This window comes from Kitasatospora sp. NPDC023385, assembly GCF_055664045.1.
In genome coordinates this window covers 13,198-31,096 of record NZ_JBVOOL010000025.1, presented here as the reverse complement: position 1 = coordinate 31,096, position 17,899 = coordinate 13,198, and the positions used below count along the sequence as shown (strand labels likewise).

The window sequence follows — 17,899 nt, the reverse complement described above, 5'->3', positions numbered from 1 at the left end:
CCAGGAGTTGGAAGCACCACCATGCTGCGTACCGCCCTGCGCAACGTCCTCGCGCACAAAGCCCGACTGGCCATGACCGCCCTCGCGATCATGCTCGGCGTCGCCTTCGTGACCGGCACGCTCGTCTTCGGCGACACCGTCACCCAGGCCCTTCGCGGCGCCTCCGCGAGGAACCTCAAGGACGTCGCCGTCGCCGTCCAGGCCGAGTCCCGGCGCAACTCCCGCGACGAGGAGGACGCCACCCGGTCCACGGCGCTCACCGGTGAGCTCGCCGACCAGGTCCGTGCCGTGCCCGGCGTCACGTCCGTCCACGCCACCGTCAACGGCAGCGCCACCCTGGCCGCCAAGGACGGCCGACCGCTGAACGCCGACACCAGCTGGCAGAACCTGGCGACGAACTACTCGCCGGACACGCCGGGCACGGACCGGGACAGCCGCTTCCCCGTCAGCGCCGGCCGCGGCCCCGTCGCCGACGGCGAGATCGCACTGGACCGCCGGACCGCCGAGAAGGCCGGCTACGCCGTCGGTGACGCCGTCCGCTTCGCCACCACGGGCCCCACCCTCACCAAGAAGCTGGTCGGCATCGTCGACACCGACGACCCGCGGGTGACGGCGGGCGGCAGCCTCGCCCTCTTCGACACCGGCACCGCGCAGCGGCTCTTCCTGCAGGCGGGCCGGTTCGACGAGTTGGCCGTCGGCTCCGCACCCGGCACCGACGACCAGGCGCTCGCCGACCGGATCCGCGCGCTGCTGCCCGCCGACGGCATCACCGTCACCAGCGGAGCCCAGCTCGCGAACGAGCAGGCGGCGCGGATCGCCGACAATACCAAGGAACTCACCCGGATGCTGCTGGGCTTCGCCGGGATCGCGCTGTTCGTCGGCGTCTTCGTCATCGCCAACACCTTCACCATGCTGATCGCCCAGCGAAGCCGTGAGACCGCGCTGCTGCGCGCCGTGGGGGCCTCGCGCCGGCAGGTCGTCCGCGCGGTCCTCGCCGAGGCCGCGCTGCTCGGGCTCGGCGCCTCCGCGGCCGGGATCGCGCTCGGGATCGGCATCGCGGCCGCCGTGCGGCCGGTCCTCGACGCGAGCGGCGCGGGCCTGCCGGCGGGGCCGTTGGTCATCTCCGCGGACGCGCTCGCCCGGTCCGTCCTGGTCGGCGTCGGCGTCACCGTGCTCGCCGCCTGGCTGCCGTCCCGCAAGGCCGCGAGGGTCGCGCCGGTGGAGGCGCTGACCACCGTCGACCAGCCGCCGCCCCCGCGCGGCCTGGCGCTCCGCCACAGCGTCGGCGGGCTGCTCACCGGCGTCGGTGTCCTCGCCCTGCTCTACCTCTCCACGCAGAGGAACGGGTCCGACAGCAACCTCCAGACCGCCGCGCTCGGCTCGGTGCTCACCCTGACCGGCATGATCGTGATCGCTCCGCTGCTGTCCCGGCCGCTGGTCCGGCTCGCGGGGGCGGCCACCACCCGGCTCTTCGGCGTCAGCGGCAAGCTCGCCAAGGAGAACGCGCTGCGCAACCCGCGCCGCACCGCCGCCACCGCCTCCGCCCTGATGATCGGGCTCACCCTGATCACCGGCCTGAGCGTGACCGGCAGTTCGACGGAGGCCGCCCTCCAGGAGGCGGCAGTGGGCGGCCTGACCGCGGACTACAAGGTGTCCAACGCCGCCGCCGGCCTCGGCATCGACCCCGTGCTCGGCGCGAAGGTCGCCGACGTCCCGGGCGTCGCGGCGGCGGCGCCCGTCGCCTCCGCGCCCCTGCGTGCGCGCGGCAAGTACGCCGCGCTCACCGGCGCCGACCCGCAGCGGCTCGCCGCGGTCACCGACCTGAGGTTCAGCAGCGGCTCGCTCGCCGACATCGGCCCCGGCCGGATCGCGGTCTCCGACAAGCTGGCCGCGGACGTCGGCCTGTCGAAGGGCGACACCTTCCAGGGCACGGTGGGCCTCGGCCACGACACCAGGGAACTGACCGTCGTCGGCGTCTACCAGCAGACCCGTGCCGTCGGCAGCGCGCTGGCCACCATGGACGACGTCCTGCCGCAGGCGGACGGCGGGCAGTTCGACAGCATCCTGGTCAAGGCCGCCGCCGACCGGAACACGAGCGGCCTCGACCAGGACATCCGCGCCGCCCTCGGCAACAGCCCGCTCCTCCAGGTGCAGAACCGGCAGCAGTTGACGAAGGCGCAGTCCGGCCAGATCGACACCATGCTCACCATGTTGTACGGCCTGCTCGGCATGACCGTCGTGATCGGCGTCTTCGGCGTCATCAACACCCTGGCCATGTCGGTCTTCGAGCGGACCCGGGAGATCGGACTGCTGCGCGCGATCGGCCTCGACAGCAAGGGCGTCAAGCGGATGGTGCGCCTGGAATCGGTGGTGATCTCGCTGTTCGGCGCGGTCCTGGGCATCGGCACGGGGATCTTCCTGGCCTGGACGTGCGGCAGCCTCAGCAGGTCCTCGCTCCCGCACTGGGAGGTCGTGCTGCCCTGGCCGCGGCTGGGCCTGTTCCTGCTGCTCGGCCCCGCGATCGGCGTGCTGGCCGCACTGTGGCCGGCCCGGCGGGCGGCCCGCCTGAACACCCTGCGGGCGATCAGCACGCAGTAGCCCGCAGGCGGCGGACCCCGCCGCCGCCGGCGGCGGGGTCCGCCCTCTCGCGGTTCAGCGGCCGGTCGCGAGGCCGGTCGCGAGGCCGGCGGCGCGGCGGGGTTGGCGGGGGAGCGGAAGGGCGAGGGCCTCGGCGGAGGCCGGGGGGAGGGCGAGGGCGGAGGCGGTCTCGACGGGGAACGGGTGGAGGCCGAGCAGGGCGGTGGTGAGCCGGGCGGTGGCGCGGTGCCAGTCGGGGACGCGCTGGAGCATGGCGTGGCCGCTGCCGGTGACGGTGTAGCCGCAGACGCGGGCGCCGGCGGCGCGGCTGCGGGCGGCGAAGGCCCGGGTGTCGGCGGGGGCGGTGACGGTGTCGCGGTCGCCGTGCAGCAGCAGGACGTCCCGGCCGGAGAGGTGTTCGCACGGGTCCTCGGCCGGGCACCAGGGGGCGAGGGCGACCAGCCCGGTCACGGACGGGTGCCCGCCGGCCCGCAGGGCGGCGCGTCCGCCCATCGAGTGGCCGATCAGGACGGTCGGCACCGGCCCGAGCAGCGAGGCGAGTTCGTCCAGCGCGGTGACCGCGTCCTGCGCGGCGTCGGCGCGGGGGCCGTTCCAGCCGCGGTGGCGGTAGCGGACGGTGCCGACGGCGACACCGGCGTCGGCGGTGGCCCTGGTGAGGGCCCGCAGGAAGCCGTGCATGCGGAGCAGGGGAAGGTTGAGGCGGCCGGGCCGGCCGAGGTTGTGCTCCTCGCCGCCGTGCAGCACCAGGACGGCGGCCCGTGCCTGGTCCGGGCGGGTCCGCCAGTGCAGCGCCCGGTGCCCCACCGCACTGTCCGCCGCCGCTCTGTCCGCCGCCGTACCGCTCACTGCCGCACCGTCCCGTTCCGCCTGCCCCCGCCGTCCGCCCTGCCCCGCCGTCCGTACGTCCGTCCGTCCTCGGGACCGCCACTGTAACGCCGCGGGCCAGGGCGGTTCACCCGAGGGGACCAGCCCGGAGACCGGGCGCGCGCGGCCCGGACGGGGGGCTGCTATCCACGAAGGGTGGGGGGCCGCTTGCGCCCGCTCGTGGCGCCGTGTCACCGAGTGGAGGACTCCGTGGCTCAGCAGCTCGCACTGTCCGTCGATTTCGGGTCGGGTTTCACCCAGGCCTGGTCCAAGATCGCGAAGGTCATTCCGCAGTTCATCGCCTTCCTGGCGATCCTGGTCATCGGCTGGTTCGTGGCGAAGGCGATCGCCAAGATCCTCGACCGGGTGCTGCGCCGGCTCGGCTCGGAACGGGTCGCGGAGCGGTCCGGCATGGCCGCGCGCCTGCGCGGCTCGAAGTACGACATGACCGGCATCGTCTGCAAGGTCGTCTACTACGTGGTCCTGCTGATGGCGCTGCAGCTGGCGTTCGGCGTCTTCGGCCCGAACCCGATCAGCGTGATGATCCACAGCATCGTCGCCTGGCTGCCCAGGGCCATCGTCGCCGTCGTGATCGTGGTGGTCGCGATGGCCATCGCCAACGGCGTGCGCGACATCGTCGCGAACTCCCTCTCCGGCGCCTCGTACGGCCGCACCGTCTCCACCATGGCGTGGGGCTTCATCGTCGCGCTCGGCGTGATCGCCGCGCTGGGCCAGGTCGGGATCGCCACCGCGATCACCGGACCGGTGCTGATCGCCGCACTGGCCACGATCACCGGGGTGCTGGTGGTCGGCGTCGGCGGCGGCCTGATCATGCCGATGCGCCAGCGCTGGGAGCGGTGGCTGGACAGCGCCGAGCAGGAGACCGCCCGACTGCGCGGCAGCTCGTACCAGGCCGGCCGCTCCGACGCCCTCGCCAATCAGCCGATCCGCCCGACCACCCAGACCGGCCCGGCCACCCCGCCGGCTCCGGGCATCGACCCCGGCGGCCCGGGCGACCGGCCGCTGTAGCCGGGTGCCGGCGGTGCGCGGGCGTCGGCGCTGCGGGGCTCAGACCGCCAGCAGGTCCTGCTCGCGCACCAGCCAGCAGATGGCGGTCAGCCGGAGCACGGCGTAGTCGTAGCCGACCGGTTCCCGCCAGCCGATCTCGGCGAGCGCGTCGAGGAAGCCCAGCGCGTAGTCCGACAGTTCCTCACGGTCCAGGGGCCGGGGCGCGAGCTCCGGCCCCTGCGCGTACAGCAGCTCGCGCAGCATCGCCGCGTGCTGGTCGACCGCCGCGACGAAGCCGGGCTCGAAGGCGAACTCGGCCAGCCGGGGCGTGAACGCCGCCACGATGCCGGGCAGCGGGCAGCCGGCCGGCTCGTCGGGGGAGCGCCGGAAGGAATCGTCGGAGGTCGCGAACATCCGTCCACGGTAGGCGAGCCCGGGCGCGGGATCGGACCGCCGTGACGGTTCCGTGCTGAGACCTTGGCCACCCCGGCCGCCGGCCCCGGCACCCGCCGCGGCGGGCCGGTACGGTCCGTGATCCGGCCGGATCCGTGCGCTCACGATCGGGTGGTCTGCACCACAATGGTCCGCATGGATCTCCGCATCTTCACCGAACCCCAGCAGGGCGCGAGCTACGACACCCTGCTCAAGGTCGCCCGCACCGCCGAGGAGCTCGGCGCCTTCAGCGCCTTCTTCCGCTCCGACCACTACCTGAAGATGGGCGACGGCGACGGCCTGCCCGGCCCCACCGACGCCTGGATCACCCTGGCCGGCCTCGCCCGCGACACCAGCACCATCCGCCTCGGCACCCTGATGACCGCCGCCACCTTCCGGCTTCCGGGCGTCACCGCGATCCAGGTCGCCCAGGTCGACGCGATGAGCGGCGGCCGGGTCGAGTTCGGCCTCGGCGCCGGCTGGTACGAGGCCGAGCACGCCGCCTACGGCATCCCCTTCCCGCAGGAGAAGTTCGGGCGGCTGGAGGAGCAGCTGGCGATCATCACCGGGCTGTGGAACACCAAGCTCGGCGACACCTTCGACTTCGCCGGCCGGTACTACACGCTGACCGACTCGCCCGCGCTGCCCAAGCCCGCCCAGGACCGCATCCCGGTGCTGGTCGGCGGCCTCGGCCCGAAGCGCACCCCGGCCCTGGCCGCCCGCTTCGCCGACGAGTTCAACCTGCCGTTCGCCTCGGTGGACGACTCCGCGGCCCAGTTCGGCCGGGTCCGCGCCGCCGTCGAGCAGGCCGGTCGCCCGGCCGACGCCCTGGTCTACTCCAACGCCCTGGTCGCCTGCGTCGGCCGGGACGACGCCGAGGTGGCCCGCCGGGCCGCCGCCATCGGCCGCGAGGTCGACGAGCTGAAGGCCAACGGCCTGGCCGGCACCCCGGACGAGGTGGCCGAGCGGATCGGCCGGTACCAGGCCGTCGGCAGCGAGCGGGTCTACCTGCAGATCCTCGACCTCGACGACCTCGACCACCTGGAGCTGATCGCCTCCCGGGTCGCCCCGCAGCTCGGCTGACGACCGGGGCCGCGTGACCAGGCCCGGCAAGGGCCGTCCGTACCCGCTGCGACCTCCGCCCTTTACTCGCTCTTGGGAATGCGCCATGCTCCGGAGCAGGAACGGCGGGGGGAGATCCGGTGAGCGGGACGAGAACGGTACGGGCGGCGGCGGTGCCACGGGTGCCGCCGCCGCGCCCCGCCGGGGAGCGCGTCGTCCTGCCGCCCGCCCACGACCCGCCCGTCCTGCACGAGCTGCGCGGCCCGGGCCCGGCGGCCCTGCGCTACCCCGCCGGGGACCTGCTGGTCGTCTCCGGCCTGCCCGGCAGCGGCAAGAGCACCCTGATGCGCCGTTGCGTGCGCGCCCCGCTGATCGACTCCCAGCTGGTGCGCGAGGAGTACGCGGCCCGGCTGCCCGGCCGCCTCCCGTACGCGCTCTACCGCCCGCTCGCCCGGCTCGCGCACTACCGGCGGCTGCGCCGCGCGGTGCTGGACGGCGGCCCGCTCGCGGTGCACGACTGCGGCACCCTGCCCTGGGTGCGGGCCTGGCTCGCCCGGGCCGCCGCCCGGCAGGGCCGCCGGGTGCACCTGCTGCTGCTCGACGTCGACCCGGCCGAGGCGCTGGCCGGGCAGCGCCGGCGCGGGCGCGGCGTCTCCCGGTACGCCTTCGCCCGGCACCGGGCCGCCGTCACTCGGCTGCGCCGCCGGATCCTCGGCGCCGGGCGGCTGCCGGCCGACTGTGCGTCGGCCGTGGTACTCGACCGGGCCGCCGCGCGCGCCCTGCGGGAGATCGACTTCACGGCGTCGTAGTCTCGGCGGGTCCGCGCCGGGCGCCGCGCCGGCGGGTCCGGCCGGAGCATGCCGGGCGCGGCCGAGACCACGTCGAATCCCCCCAGGAGCGCAGATGCGCCGTACTGTCCGGGTGCGCTCGCGTGCCCCCCGCCTGTTCCCCTGCACCGCCGCGCTGGTGGCCGCCGCCGGTCTGAGCCAGTTCGCGGCCCCTGCCCCGGCGCCGGCCTCGGCCCCGCAATGGACCGCTGCCACCGCTCCGACGACGGTGTGCGAGGGCGGTGCGGTCGGCGCCGGGGCCGACAGCGCTGGGGCCGACAGCGCCGGGGCCGCCGCCCGGAAGCCGGCCGGCAGCCAGGCCGGGAAGGACCCGAACGCCGTCAGCGCCGCCCGGGCCCGGGCGATGCAGGACGACCTCGACGACCGGCTCGCCCAACTCGGCGCCGCCCGCGCGCAGATCGGCGCCCCGACCACCGTCCCGGTCCACGTCCACGTGATCCACGCCGGGGACTCCGGGAACCTGGACGACGGCGCCGTCGCCGCCCAGATCGACCACCTCAACGCGAGCTACGGCGGCCAGGGCGCGGGCAACACCCCCACCCAGTTCCACTTCGAGCTGGCCGGCACCGATCGGACCGACAACGCCTCCTGGTACACCGGCCTGACCCCCGGCTCGGCGGCCGAGCAGGCGATGAAGAGCGCCCTGCGCAAGGGCGACCAGGGCACCCTCAACCTCTATACCGCGCGGCTCGGCCAGTCCCTGCTCGGCTGGTCGACGTTCCCGAACGCCTACCGGTCGAACCCGACCGACGACGGCGTGGTCGTGCTCGACGCCTCACTGCCCGGCGGCTCCGCGACCCACTACGACGAGGGCAACACCGCCACCCACGAGATCGGCCACTGGCTCGGCCTCTTCCACACCTTCCAGGGCGGCTGCCTGGCCCCGGGCGACTACGTGGACGACACCCCGGCCGAACGCAGCCCCTCCTACGGCTGCTCCGAGGGCCGCGACACCTGCCCCGCTCCGGGGCTCGACCCGATCCACAACTACATGGACTACAGCTACGACTCCTGCATGAGCCGGTTCACCCCCGGGCAGGCCCAGCGGATGGCGAACTCGTGGGCCGTGTACCGAAGTTGAGCTGACAGGATCCGCGGGAGCCGATCCGCGCCCCGCAGCCGGCCCACCGTCCGACCCCACCATCCAGCCGCACCCTCCGGCAGGAGCAACCGAAGGAGCAAGGGCATGAGTGCCAATCCCCGGATCGTCGTCGGCGTGGACGGCTCGCCCGCCTCCGAGCAGGCGCTGCGCTGGGCCGTCGGCTACGCCAAGGCCGTCGGCGGGACGATCAGCGCGATCGCCGCCTGGGAGTACCCCGCCTTCTACGGCTGGGCGGGGCAGGCCGTACCGACCGTCGAGACCTTCAACCCCGAGGAGCTCGCCGGCAACACCCTCTCCGAGACCGTCACCCGGGTGGTCGGCGACGACCCGGCCGTGCCGATCCGCGAGAGCGTGATGCCCGGCAACGCCGCCACGGCCCTGCTGGAGGCCGCCAAGGGCGCGGCCCTGCTCGTCGTCGGCAGCCGCGGCCTCGGCGGGTTCTCCGGCGTCCTGCTCGGCTCGGTCAGCCGCCACCTCACCGAGCACGCCCCGTGCCCGGTGGTCGTCGTCCGCGAGGGCCAGGCCGCGGCGTAACCCGCCGTCCGAGCCCGTCACCGGGCCGCCGCGCGGGGGAGCGGGAGAGGATGGAGGCATGCCAGAAGGTGACTCCGTCTACCGCGCGGCGGCCCGGCTGCACGCCACCCTCGCCGGGCAGCTGCTGACCAGCGCCGACCTGCGGGTGCCCGCGCACGCGACCGCCGAACTCGCCGGCCGCCGCGTGCTGGAGGTCGTCCCGCGCGGCAAGCACCTGCTCACCCGCCTCGAAGGCGGCCTCACCCTGCACACCCACCTGAGGATGGACGGCCGCTGGGAGGTGTACCGCCCCGGCGAGCGCTGGGCCGGCGGGCCCGCCTGGCAGATCCGCGCCGTCCTCGGCACCGAGGGCGGCACCGCCGTCGGCTACCGGCTCCCCGTCGTCGAACTGCTGCGCACCGCCGACGAGCAGCGCGCCGTCGGCCACCTCGGACCCGACCTGCTCGGCCCCGACTGGGATCCGGCCGAGGCCGTCCGCCGCCTGCTCGCCCACCCCGCCCGGCCCGTCGCCGAAGCCCTGCTCGACCAGCGCAACCTCGCCGGCATCGGCAACGTGTACGCCAACGAGCTCTGCTACCTGGCCGGCGTCACCCCGTGGACTGAGGTCGGCGAACTCCCGCGCCCCGAACGCCTGGTGGACCGCGCCCGGCACCTGCTGGACGCCAACAAGCTGCGCCCCGGCCACATCACCACCGGCGACACCCGGCGCGGCCGCCAGCACTGGGTCTACGGCCGCGCCGGGCGCCCCTGCCCCCGCTGCGGCACCCTCGTCCTGACCGCTCGTCAGGGCAGGCACGCCCCCGCAGGACCGGGTGGCCTACTGGTGCCCGTACTGCCAACGCGGCCCGGCCCCGGCGGGCGGCACCCTCCGCCCGTCCCGGGGCGGCGCAGGACGTCCGCCGGGGCGGTGAGGCGCCCGGTCAGAGCTGTTCGACCAGGGCGGGGTGGCGGGGGTCGTCCATGCGGACGGTGAGGTCGGCGAGTCCGCCGGGGCCGGTCTCCGCTTCGTAGCGGGCGAAGGCGGGGAGGGTCCAGTGCTCGTCGGCGGGGGTGCGGCGGGCGAGCGCGGCCGGGGTGAGGGCGAGGTGGACGGTCAGGTCGAGGGGCAGCCAGCGGCCGAGGAGGAAGGTGCCGTCCAGCAGTAGGACGCCGCCGGGCGGGAGCCGGGTGTACGGGGCGCGGGTCGAGCGGTCGGTCGCCGGGTCGCGCAGGGACGGCAGGACCCGGCCGGTGCCGCCCGGTTCCAGCGGGTCGAGGACCTCCCGCAGCAGGGCCCCGTCGTCCAGCCAGAGGTCGTGGAAGGCGTCCGGGTCGTGGCGGCCGTACTCCAGCCGGACCGAGGCCGGGCGCAGGAAGTCCGCCGCCGACACCCGCAGGGTCGGGCGGCCGCGCAGCCGCAGGGGCTCCACCAGGGCGTCGGCGAGCGCGTCGGGGCGGGCGGCCGCGGCGCCGTCCACGGCCACCCGCAGGCGGCGCCCGTCGGAGCAGGGCAGGGCGGTGACGCGGTCGGCGAGCAGCTCGGCCAGGTTGTCGGGGGAGATCGGTGTGATCCGCATCGGGCCATCCTGCCGTGGGCGGCGGGGGTCGGTGCAGCGGGGAGGACGGGTGGGCGGGCGTGCGGGGCGGGGTGCGGGATGTCGTCGTGGCCCGCGTGGAGGAGGTCCAAGCGGGGCGGCCCGGCAGCCGGGGCCGGGCGGCCCCGCCTTGACACCGTTCCGGGCCCGGCGTAGCAAAAGAGCATGCGCCATCCGCATGCGACCGGTGGGGCCCCCGGGGCGCGGTCCGGGCCGGACCGGCCGCCGGAGCCCGGTTCCGACGCGGAGGCGGGCTGGGCGGCCCTCCCGTCCGTCCGCGAGACGGCCCGGCCGGATCCCCGGCCGGACGAACTGCTCGCGGAGGCCGTGCCCCGGGCGCTCGCCGCCACCGGGGCGTACGGCGCGATGGTGTACCTGCGCTCGCCGGACCGCCGGTCGCTGGTGCTCCGGACGATCGCCGGGGTGCCGATGTCCGTGATGAGCCCGTTCCGGCGGATCGCGGCGGCCGGGCCGCTGCCGGTCGCAGTCTGTTTCCGCAGCGGCCACGGCGTCCTGCTCTCGGACACCGAGGACACCATGCGGCGCTTCCCGCAGCTCGCCGTCGGCCTGCCGTACGACTTCGCCTCCGCCTGCGTGCCGGTGGCGCACGGCCGCGAGCGGTTCGGTGTGCTGAGCGTGCTGTGGCCCGCCTCGGACGAGGGGGTGCCGGAGCCTGCGGGCCCGCAGCTCGCCGCCGTCGCGGACGCACTGGGCGAGGAGCTGGCCGCGTTGGAGGCGTCGTCCGGGCAGTCGGTGGACTCGGACGGGGACGAGGCCGTGGTCGAACTGCCGCCGCCGTCGGTGCCGACCACCCGGGTCGGGCTGTTCGACTGGAACGTGGCCACCGGCGCGCTCGCCGCCGACGCCCGGTTCCGGGAGATCTTCGGCTTCGGGCCGGGCGAGTTCGACGGCACGGTGGCCGCCCTGAACGCCCGGGTCGCCCCCGGCGACCTGCCGGCCTTCCGGGCCGCCGCCCGCACCGCCCTGGAGCACGGCGAGGTGCTGGCCGCCCGCGTCCGGGTGCTCGGACCGGACGGCCGGCCGCACCCCGTCGAGCTGTGGGCGCGGGTGCCCGCCGCGATCTCCGACGGCCGGACCCACCTGGTCGGCGCCGTGCTGGACGCCCGGAGCCTGACCGCCGCCGCGGCCGCCGTCGACCGGCTGCGCGAAGGCGTGTTCTCGCTCGACCCGGAGGGCCGGATCGACTACGCCAACCGCGCCATCGAGCCGCTGCTCCGAGCCCGCCGCGAGGACCTGGTCGGCCACCACCCCTGGGACGTGCTGCCCTGGCTCGCCGATCCCTTCTACGAGAACCGCTACCGCGCCGCCCTGCTCTCCCAGCGGCCCACCGTCTTCCTCGCCGCCCGCCCGCCCGACGGCTGGCTCGCCTTCTCGCTCTACCCCGACGCGCACGGCGTCACCGGCCGGGTGGTCGCCGCCGAGTCCCCGCCCGACGCCGCCGAGCCGTCGGCCGCCGCGCCGCCGCCCTCGCCCGCCGCCGCCCGCACCGGCGTCGGCGGCACCCACCACCTGCTCCAGCTCGCCAGCGCGCTCACCGAGGCGGTCACCGTGCGCGACGTCTGCCGGGCGGTGGCCGACGAGATCCTGCCGGCCTTCGGCGGCCAGGAGCTCGCCATCTACGCCGTGCGCGACCAGCACCTGCACCTGCTCTCGCAGGCCGGCTACCCGGACGGCTTCCTGGACGGCTTCGAGGGCACCCCGATCGACGCCCGCCTCCCCGGCGCGGAAGCGCTCAGCACCGGCACCCCGATCTTCTTCGAGTCGGTGCGCGAACTCGCCGCCGCCTACCCCGGCCTGGCCCTCGACGGGATGGGCGCCTGGGCCTTCCTGCCGCTGATCGCCTCCGGCCGCCCGGTCGGCAGCTGCATCCTCGGCTTCGACCGGCCGCGCCCGTTCACCATCGAGGAGCGCGGCCTGCTGACCGCCCTGGGCGGCTTCATCGCCCAGGCCGTGGAGCGCGCCCGGCTGTACGACGCCGAGTTCACGCTGGCCCGCGGACTGCAGCAGGGGCTGCTGCCGCACCGCCTCCCCGAGGTGCCCGGCATCCGGATCACCGCCCGCTACCTGCCCGGCACCCAGGGGATGGAGATCGGCGGCGACTGGTACGACGCGATCGTCACCGACGAGGACGTCACCCTGGTGATCGGCGACGTCGAGGGCCACAGCGTGGCCGCCGCCGCCGCGATGGGCCAGCTGCGCAGCGCCGTCCGCGCCTTCGCCACCGGCGGCGAACCGCCCGACCAGGTGCTCGCCCGCACCAACCGGCTGCTGCTCGACCTCGACCTCGGCCTGCTCGCCAGCTGCTGCCTCGTCCGGCTCACCCCCGCCGACGGCGCCGTCCGGATCGCCCGCGCCGGGCACCTGCCGCCGGTGCTGCGCCACCCGGGCGGCCGGGCCGAGGTGCTGGAGGTGGCGGGCGGGCCGCTGCTCGGGGTCGACGAGCGGGCCGCCTACCCGGTCAGCGACCTGCGGCTGCGGCCGGGCGCGGTGCTCGCCCTCTACACGGACGGGCTGGTCGAGGATCCGTCGGTGGCGATCGACCAGGGCGTGGACCGGCTGCGGGCCGCCATGGCCCGGGGCGCGGCGGGGGAGGACCTGGACGAGGCGGCCGAGCGGCTGCTGCGGGAGGTCGGCTCGACCCACCGGGTGGACGACGTGGCGCTGCTGCTGACCGCCTTCGGATGAGCCGGCGCCGGGCGCGCACGGCATCCGGCGCCGTGGCGGGCAGGCGACTTTCGTCGGCGCGGGCGGCGACGAAGGGGGACGGCGCGGGCGTCGGGCGGCCGGTTAGCCTCGACCGGTGGATGCGATCGCGCGGGCCTGGAAGACGGCGGTACGGACGGCGCTGCCCGGGCCCTGGCGGCCCCGGCGGGTGGTGGGCGAGGCCGCGCTCGCCCTGCTGATGGGCGGGCTCGCCGCGCTGGGGGAGCTGGTCGCCGACTCCGGCCTGGCGGTGCCCTTCGGCCTGGGCGTCGCGGTGCTCTGGGTACTGCGCCGCGGGCTCCCGGCCACCGTGCTGCTGGTCGCCGCGGCCGCCACGGGCTGGTCGATGGGGCCGGTGCTGCTGATGGTCTGCGCGGGCTGGGCGGCCGGGGCGCGGATCCGCCGGGTCTGGACGCTGGTCGGCACCTTCGCGGCGGGCTGGGTGCTGTTCACCGTGACGGGGGTGGCGAAGGACGCCGCCTCGTTCTCGCCCAAGCTGCTCCTCGGCCTGTCGCTCGGCGGGTTCCTGGTGCTCGCGGTGCTGCCCGCGCTCTACGGCCGCTACCGCGCGCAGCGGCGCGCCCTGCTGGACGCGCTGCGCGAGCGCAACGACCAACTGCTGCGCGAGCGGGTCATGGTGGTGCGCCAGGCGCGGCTGCGCGAGCGGCACCGGATCGCCCAGGACATGCACGACAGCCTGGGCCACCAGCTGGCGCTGATCTCCGTGCACTCGGGCGCGCTGGAGGTGGACCGGACGCTCACCGACCGGCAGCGGGAGGCGGTCGGGGTGCTGCGGCAGGCGGCGGTCGCGGCGATGCGCGAGCTTCGCGAGGTGGTCGGGGTGCTGCACGACGAGTCGACGGCGGTGCCGACCGCGCCGGGCGCGGCGTCGTCCGCGGGGCCCGCCCGGGGCGGCGCGGACGGGGTCGAGGAGCTGGTGGAGTCCTCCCGGGCGGCCGGGGCGCAGGTCGGGCTCACCCGGGAGGGCGAGCGGCGGCCGCTGCCGGCCGCCGTCGACCACGCGGCGTACCGGATCGTGCAGGAGGCGCTCACCAACGCGCACAAGCACGCCCCCGGCGCGCCGATCGGTGTCGCGCTCCGGTACGAGCCCGACGCGCTGGTGGTGGAGGTCACCAACGCGCGTGCGCCGGAGCTCGTGGGCGTGCGCGCCGGCGCGGGGACGGCCGTCAGCGGCGGCCAGGGGCTGACCGGGCTGCGGGAGCGCGCCCGGCTGGTCGGCGGCATGGTGCACGCCGGGGCGACACCGGAGCAGGGCTTCCGGCTGGCCGCCGTCCTGCCGTACGAGGGGGCGGAGGGCGCCGGGGAGGGCGCCGCGGCCGCCGCCGGGGTCGACGCCGGGGCCGACGACTGGGTGTTCGAGGGCCTGCCGCCGGCCGACCCGGCGGAGGCCGGTCGGCGCAGCCCGGCGCTCGGCTGCGCGGTCGGGGTGGTGGCGGTCGGGCTGACCCTGCTGGGGCTGGTGGTCTGGGGCATCGTGGCGTTCGTCGACGGCAACCGCGACGCGACGGTGCGCAAGCCGCTGTACGACCGGGTCCAGGTCGGCACCGCGGAGGCCGAGGTGCTGCGCGATCTGCCGCCGGGCAACCACTTCTTCACCGACGAGTACGAGCGCACCGGTCCGACCCCGCCGGAGGGCGCGCAGTGCCGCTGGTACTCCCTGGTCGGCACGCGCGCGGACGGCTGGAACGAGGACCACGTGGCCCGGTTCTGCTTCCGGGACGGGGTGTTGATGGACAAGCAGCAGTACGTCGCCACGGGCTGACCGCGGGGCGAGGGGGAGAGAGCCGGGGGAGCAGCACGGCCGGGGTCCGGGAGGGGCGGCGCGGATGTGAGGATGGTGCCGCAGCCGAAGCACCGTTCGAGGGGAATGACCAGCGTGATCCGAGTCCTCGTCGCCGACGACGAGCCGCTGATCCGGGCCGGGATCAGGATGATCCTCGGCTCCGCCGACGACATCGAGGTGGTCGCGGAGGCCGCCGACGGCCGGGAGGCGCTGGAGCTGGCCCGCTCGCACCGGGTCGACGTGGTGCTGCTGGACATCCAGATGCCGGTGATGGACGGGCTGACGGCGCTCGGGGAGCTGGCGAGGGTCGCCCCCGGCGCGCGGGCGCTGATCCTCACCACCTTCGGGGAGCGCGAGAACGTCCTGCGCGCCGTGACCGAGGGCGGCGCCGGCTTCCTGCTCAAGGACACCGCGCCGAACGAGCTGATCCAGGCCGTCCGGGCGGCGGCCGGCGGGAACGCCTTCCTCTCCCCGGCCGCCACCCGGCACATCGTCGACTCCCTGGCCGCCGGGCGCGGCGGCTCGCTGGCCGCCCGCGGGGCAGCGGCCCGGCGCCGGCTGGAGGTGCTCACCGAGCGCGAGCTGGAGGTGCTGGCGCTGCTCGGTGAGGGGCTGTCCAACGCCGACGCGGGGGCGCGGATCCACATGAGCGAGGCGACGGTGAAGACCTACGTGAGCCGGATCCTGGCCAAGCTGGGCTGCGAGAACCGGGTCCAGGCGGCGTTGCTGGCGCGGGACGCGGAGCTCGACGGCCGGGGCTGAGCGTGTCCGTTTGATGACAGAACGTGTCGGGTGTGGTGGACGCCACTCGGCGGCCATGCGGAGTCGGGAACTCCGGCTCTCGTGGTGACGGTCCGTCAGGTCGCGGTCGCAGTGCGTCGATGGTGTGGCGGGTGTCGCAAATGGACAGGTGTGAGCGCGGGCACGGAAACTGACCGTTCGATCTTGGAAATGCGGTCAAACCCGGTCGAACCGGGCGCCGGTTCTTGATCGATACCGCCGGTAACAGTCAACTGACCTGCGACGTCCAAGAATTGCTTGCCGCGCCCAGGGGATGCCCATAGCTTCGTTGGCGGCGCAACGAGCGCCACCCGGGTTCACCCCGACGCACCGCCCGCCGACTGACCCACGGCGCGAGGGCGGTGCCCGCCGACAAGACCCGCTCGAACCGGGCCGTCGGCGCGCGGAGGTGACCGGGGCGGCACGGCACGTCCGACGCGTGTCCGGCCGCCCGACGAGTGCGGTGAGCGGAGCCGACCGGCCCATGTCCCGGGCCTGGTTCCGCCTGCCCGCCCGGGGCTTGTCGAGAGGACCCGTATGAATTCCCGTCACGAGACCGCCGCTGCCACCACCTCCGCCACCTCCACCAAGCGCAACCGCGTCCGGCTGGCCGTGGTGACGGGCGCCGCCATCGCGGCCCTGCCGGTGGCCGGCCTCGTCACGGCCACCTCGGCCTCCGCCGCTCCCGGCTCGACCTGGGACTCCGTCGCCCAGTGCGAAAGCGGCGGCAACTGGAGCATCAGCACTGGCAACGGCTTCCACGGCGGACTGCAGTTCACCCCCGGCACCTGGAAGGCGTACGGCGGCACCGCGTACGCCCCCCAGGCCAACCAGGCGACCAAGGAGCAGCAGATCACGGTCGCCGAGAAGGTCCTCGCCTCGCAGGGCCCCGGCGCCTGGCCGGTCTGCTCGCAGAAGGCGGGCCTGAACAAGGGCGGCGCCCCGGCCGCCGTCGACACCTCGGCGGGTTCGGACGCCCCGGCGGACAAGCCCGCGGCGAAGCCCGCCGCCAAGCCTGCCAAGCCCGTCGCCAAGCCGGCGAAGCCCGTCGCCAAGCCGGCCGCCGCGCCGGCCACGAAGGCGGCGAAGCCCGTCGCCAAGCCGGCGCAGGCTGCGCCGATCGCGGCCGCCGCACCGGTCGCGCCGCAGGGCACCGCCGCCGGCAGCTACACCGTCAAGAGCGGTGACACCCTGAGCGAGATCGCGGCCAAGTTCGGCACCGACACCGACACCCTGTACGGCAAGAACGCCCGCACCATCGGCGGCAACCCGGACCTGATCTTCCCGGGCCAGACCCTGACCGTCTGACGTTCTGACGTTCTGACGTCCTGACGTTCTGACGGGCTGACTGCCTGACGGGCTCTGACCGTTCGACGGCCCGCAACCGTCTGACGGAGCCCACGAGCGCGCCTCCGGCGGAGCGCCCGACCCAGCCTCCGACGGAGCCTCGCCGCCCGGCCGAGCGGCCGCCCCTCCCGTGGGGGCGGCCGCTCGGCTCATTGCGTTCCGGGACCGGTCGGAGCGGGCTCCGGCTGCGGGAGCGCGGAGGTGCGGAGGCACGGTGCCCGGCGGCGTTGCGGGCGGCCGGTTCGTGCGACCGGTAGGCGGCGTGCACGCCGGAGTGCGGGAGCGCATCGAGGCATAGTTGAACGTTGAACTCGATGTCCGAATGCCGCCGGAGGTTTGCAGCGCCCTGGCCCAGGATCGAGTCATGTCCGAGATCGGAACAAGGAGTTCTGGAGATATGACGATGAACGGTGTGGCAGTGCTCGACGGCAAGGTGGCCCTGGTGACCGGCGGCAGCCGGGGGATCGGGGCGGCGATCGCGCTGCGGCTCGCCGAGGACGGAGCCGATGTGGTCCTGACCTACCAGGGCAGCGCGGAACGCGCGGAGGAGGTCGCCGGGAAGATCACCGCGATGGGGCGGAGCGGCTGGGCCGTCCGGGCGGACAGCGCCGACCCGCAGGCCGTGCGGGCCGTGGTCGCGGAGGTCGCCGAGCGGTTCGGGCGGCTGGACATCCTGGTGAACAACGCCGGTGTCGGCGCGCTCGGCCCGATCGGCGACTTGGCGTCGGCCGACATCGACCGGGTGCTGGAGGTGAACGTCCGGGCACCCTTCCTGTACGCCCAGGCGGCCTCCGCGCACCTGGCCGACGGCGGGCGGATCGTCACCATCGGCAGCTGCGTCGCCCAGCGGGTCGCCTTCCCCGGCGCCACCCTGTACGCGACCAGCAAGGCCGCGATGACCGGGCTGACCAAGGCGCTGGCCCGGGAGCTCGGCCCGCGCGGGATCACCGCGAACCTGATCCACCCCGGTCCGACCGACACCGAGATGAACCCGGCGGACGGCGAGGCCGGCGAGTTCCAGAGCGGGCTCACCGCGCTCGGCCGCTTCGGCACCGGCGCGGAGATCGCGGGCGCCGTCGCCTACCTGGTGGGCGACGACGGCCGGTACGTCACGGGCGCGGAGCTGGCGGTGGACGGCGGCTTCGCGGCCTGACACCCGGCCGGAACCGGTGCGGTGTCGTGCCGGGTGGTCGTCAGCGCTCGCGCTTACGATCGCCCGGCA

The 17,899-nt window shown here is 75.5% G+C and carries 14 protein-coding genes and 1 pseudogene; 12 read left to right on the top strand and 3 right to left on the bottom strand.

Going from position 1 to position 17,899, the window contains the following annotated elements; genetic code table 11:
• Positions 1–21: 21 nt before the first annotated feature.
• Positions 22–2,598 carry an ABC transporter permease gene (locus AC0B61_RS29615; protein ID WP_471744359.1) on the top strand — a complete coding sequence of 859 codons (2,577 nt, stop codon included), beginning with the start codon at positions 22–24 and terminating at the stop codon, positions 2,596–2,598.
• A 54-nt stretch (positions 2,599–2,652) separates the two neighbouring features.
• Here the strand turns inward: AC0B61_RS29615 and AC0B61_RS29610 are convergent, their stop codons facing one another.
• Positions 2,653–3,444: an alpha/beta hydrolase gene (locus AC0B61_RS29610; protein ID WP_471744358.1), complete on the bottom strand. Its 792-nt coding sequence runs from the start codon at positions 3,442–3,444 to the stop codon at positions 2,653–2,655.
• A gap of 228 nt (positions 3,445–3,672) precedes the next feature.
• On the opposite strand from AC0B61_RS29610, the gene AC0B61_RS29605 reads away from it, so the two are divergent.
• Positions 3,673–4,491: a mechanosensitive ion channel family protein gene (locus tag AC0B61_RS29605; RefSeq protein ID WP_471744356.1), complete on the top strand. Its 819-nt coding sequence runs from the start codon at positions 3,673–3,675 to the stop codon at positions 4,489–4,491.
• 39 nt (positions 4,492–4,530) lie between these two features.
• On the opposite strand, the gene AC0B61_RS29600 is transcribed toward AC0B61_RS29605, so the two are convergent.
• Positions 4,531–4,884, bottom strand: coding sequence for a DUF6401 family natural product biosynthesis protein (locus AC0B61_RS29600; protein WP_471744354.1), 354 nt, complete (start codon positions 4,882–4,884; stop codon positions 4,531–4,533).
• A gap of 174 nt (positions 4,885–5,058) precedes the next feature.
• Here AC0B61_RS29600 and AC0B61_RS29595 point away from each other — a divergent pair, with 174 nt between their 5' ends.
• From AC0B61_RS29595 to AC0B61_RS29575, 5 genes and pseudogenes are all read left to right on the top strand, one after another.
• Positions 5,059–5,985: an LLM class F420-dependent oxidoreductase gene (locus tag AC0B61_RS29595; protein ID WP_471744352.1), complete on the top strand. Its 927-nt coding sequence runs from the start codon at positions 5,059–5,061 to the stop codon at positions 5,983–5,985.
• Between the two features lie 119 nt (positions 5,986–6,104).
• Positions 6,105–6,773 carry an AAA family ATPase gene (locus AC0B61_RS29590; protein WP_471744350.1) on the top strand — a complete coding sequence of 223 codons (669 nt, stop codon included), beginning with the start codon at positions 6,105–6,107 and terminating at the stop codon, positions 6,771–6,773.
• Positions 6,774–6,867: 94 nt separating this feature from the next.
• Complete coding sequence (locus AC0B61_RS29585) at positions 6,868–7,893, top strand: zinc metalloprotease (RefSeq protein WP_471744348.1); 1,026 nt, start codon at positions 6,868–6,870, stop codon at positions 7,891–7,893.
• Between the two features lie 105 nt (positions 7,894–7,998).
• Positions 7,999–8,448, top strand: coding sequence for a universal stress protein (locus AC0B61_RS29580; RefSeq protein WP_471744347.1), 450 nt, complete (start codon positions 7,999–8,001; stop codon positions 8,446–8,448).
• A gap of 58 nt (positions 8,449–8,506) precedes the next feature.
• Positions 8,507–9,359: pseudogene (locus tag AC0B61_RS29575) on the top strand (DNA-formamidopyrimidine glycosylase family protein).
• A gap of 9 nt (positions 9,360–9,368) precedes the next feature.
• On the opposite strand, the gene AC0B61_RS29570 reads toward AC0B61_RS29575, so the two are convergent.
• Entirely contained in the window at positions 9,369–10,004 is a 636-nt protein-coding gene (locus tag AC0B61_RS29570) for a nucleoside/nucleotide kinase family protein (RefSeq protein WP_471744345.1), read from the bottom strand.
• Positions 10,005–10,187: 183 nt separating this feature from the next.
• Between AC0B61_RS29570 and AC0B61_RS29565 the strand changes: the two genes are divergently transcribed.
• From AC0B61_RS29565 to AC0B61_RS29545, 5 genes are all read left to right on the top strand, one after another.
• Entirely contained in the window at positions 10,188–12,728 is a 2,541-nt protein-coding gene (locus AC0B61_RS29565) for a SpoIIE family protein phosphatase (RefSeq protein ID WP_471744343.1), read from the top strand.
• A 115-nt stretch (positions 12,729–12,843) separates the two neighbouring features.
• Positions 12,844–14,529: a sensor histidine kinase gene (locus AC0B61_RS29560; protein ID WP_471744341.1), complete on the top strand. Its 1,686-nt coding sequence runs from the start codon at positions 12,844–12,846 to the stop codon at positions 14,527–14,529.
• 114 nt (positions 14,530–14,643) lie between these two features.
• A complete protein-coding gene (locus tag AC0B61_RS29555) occupies positions 14,644–15,312 on the top strand; it encodes a response regulator transcription factor (protein ID WP_471744340.1) in 669 nt (222 codons plus the stop codon).
• A gap of 555 nt (positions 15,313–15,867) precedes the next feature.
• The gene (locus AC0B61_RS29550) at positions 15,868–16,638 is read left to right on the top strand and encodes a LysM peptidoglycan-binding domain-containing protein (protein WP_471744338.1); all 771 of its coding nucleotides are present in this window, start codon (positions 15,868–15,870) and stop codon (positions 16,636–16,638) included.
• A 436-nt stretch (positions 16,639–17,074) separates the two neighbouring features.
• Positions 17,075–17,830: an SDR family NAD(P)-dependent oxidoreductase gene (locus AC0B61_RS29545; RefSeq protein ID WP_471744336.1), complete on the top strand. Its 756-nt coding sequence runs from the start codon at positions 17,075–17,077 to the stop codon at positions 17,828–17,830.
• Positions 17,831–17,899: the final 69 nt, after the last annotated feature.

Excerpts from the sequence above, each read along its gene's own strand:
- AC0B61_RS29595 (WP_471744352.1), top strand. The coding sequence starts at position 5,059 with ATGGATCTCCGCATCTTCACCGAACCCCAGCAGGGCGCGAGCTACGAC.
- AC0B61_RS29615 (WP_471744359.1), top strand. The coding sequence starts at position 22 with ATGCTGCGTACCGCCCTGCGCAACGTCCTCGCGCACAAAGCCCGACTG.
- AC0B61_RS29565 (WP_471744343.1), top strand. The coding sequence starts at position 10,188 with ATGCGCCATCCGCATGCGACCGGTGGGGCCCCCGGGGCGCGGTCCGGG.
- AC0B61_RS29550 (WP_471744338.1), top strand. The coding sequence starts at position 15,868 with ATGAATTCCCGTCACGAGACCGCCGCTGCCACCACCTCCGCCACCTCC.
- AC0B61_RS29545 (WP_471744336.1), top strand. The coding sequence starts at position 17,075 with ATGACGATGAACGGTGTGGCAGTGCTCGACGGCAAGGTGGCCCTGGTG.
- AC0B61_RS29585 (WP_471744348.1), top strand. The coding sequence starts at position 6,868 with ATGCGCCGTACTGTCCGGGTGCGCTCGCGTGCCCCCCGCCTGTTCCCC.
- AC0B61_RS29580 (WP_471744347.1), top strand. The coding sequence starts at position 7,999 with ATGAGTGCCAATCCCCGGATCGTCGTCGGCGTGGACGGCTCGCCCGCC.
- AC0B61_RS29600 (WP_471744354.1), bottom strand. The coding sequence starts at position 4,884 with ATGTTCGCGACCTCCGACGATTCCTTCCGGCGCTCCCCCGACGAGCCG.
- AC0B61_RS29570 (WP_471744345.1), bottom strand. The coding sequence starts at position 10,004 with ATGCGGATCACACCGATCTCCCCCGACAACCTGGCCGAGCTGCTCGCC.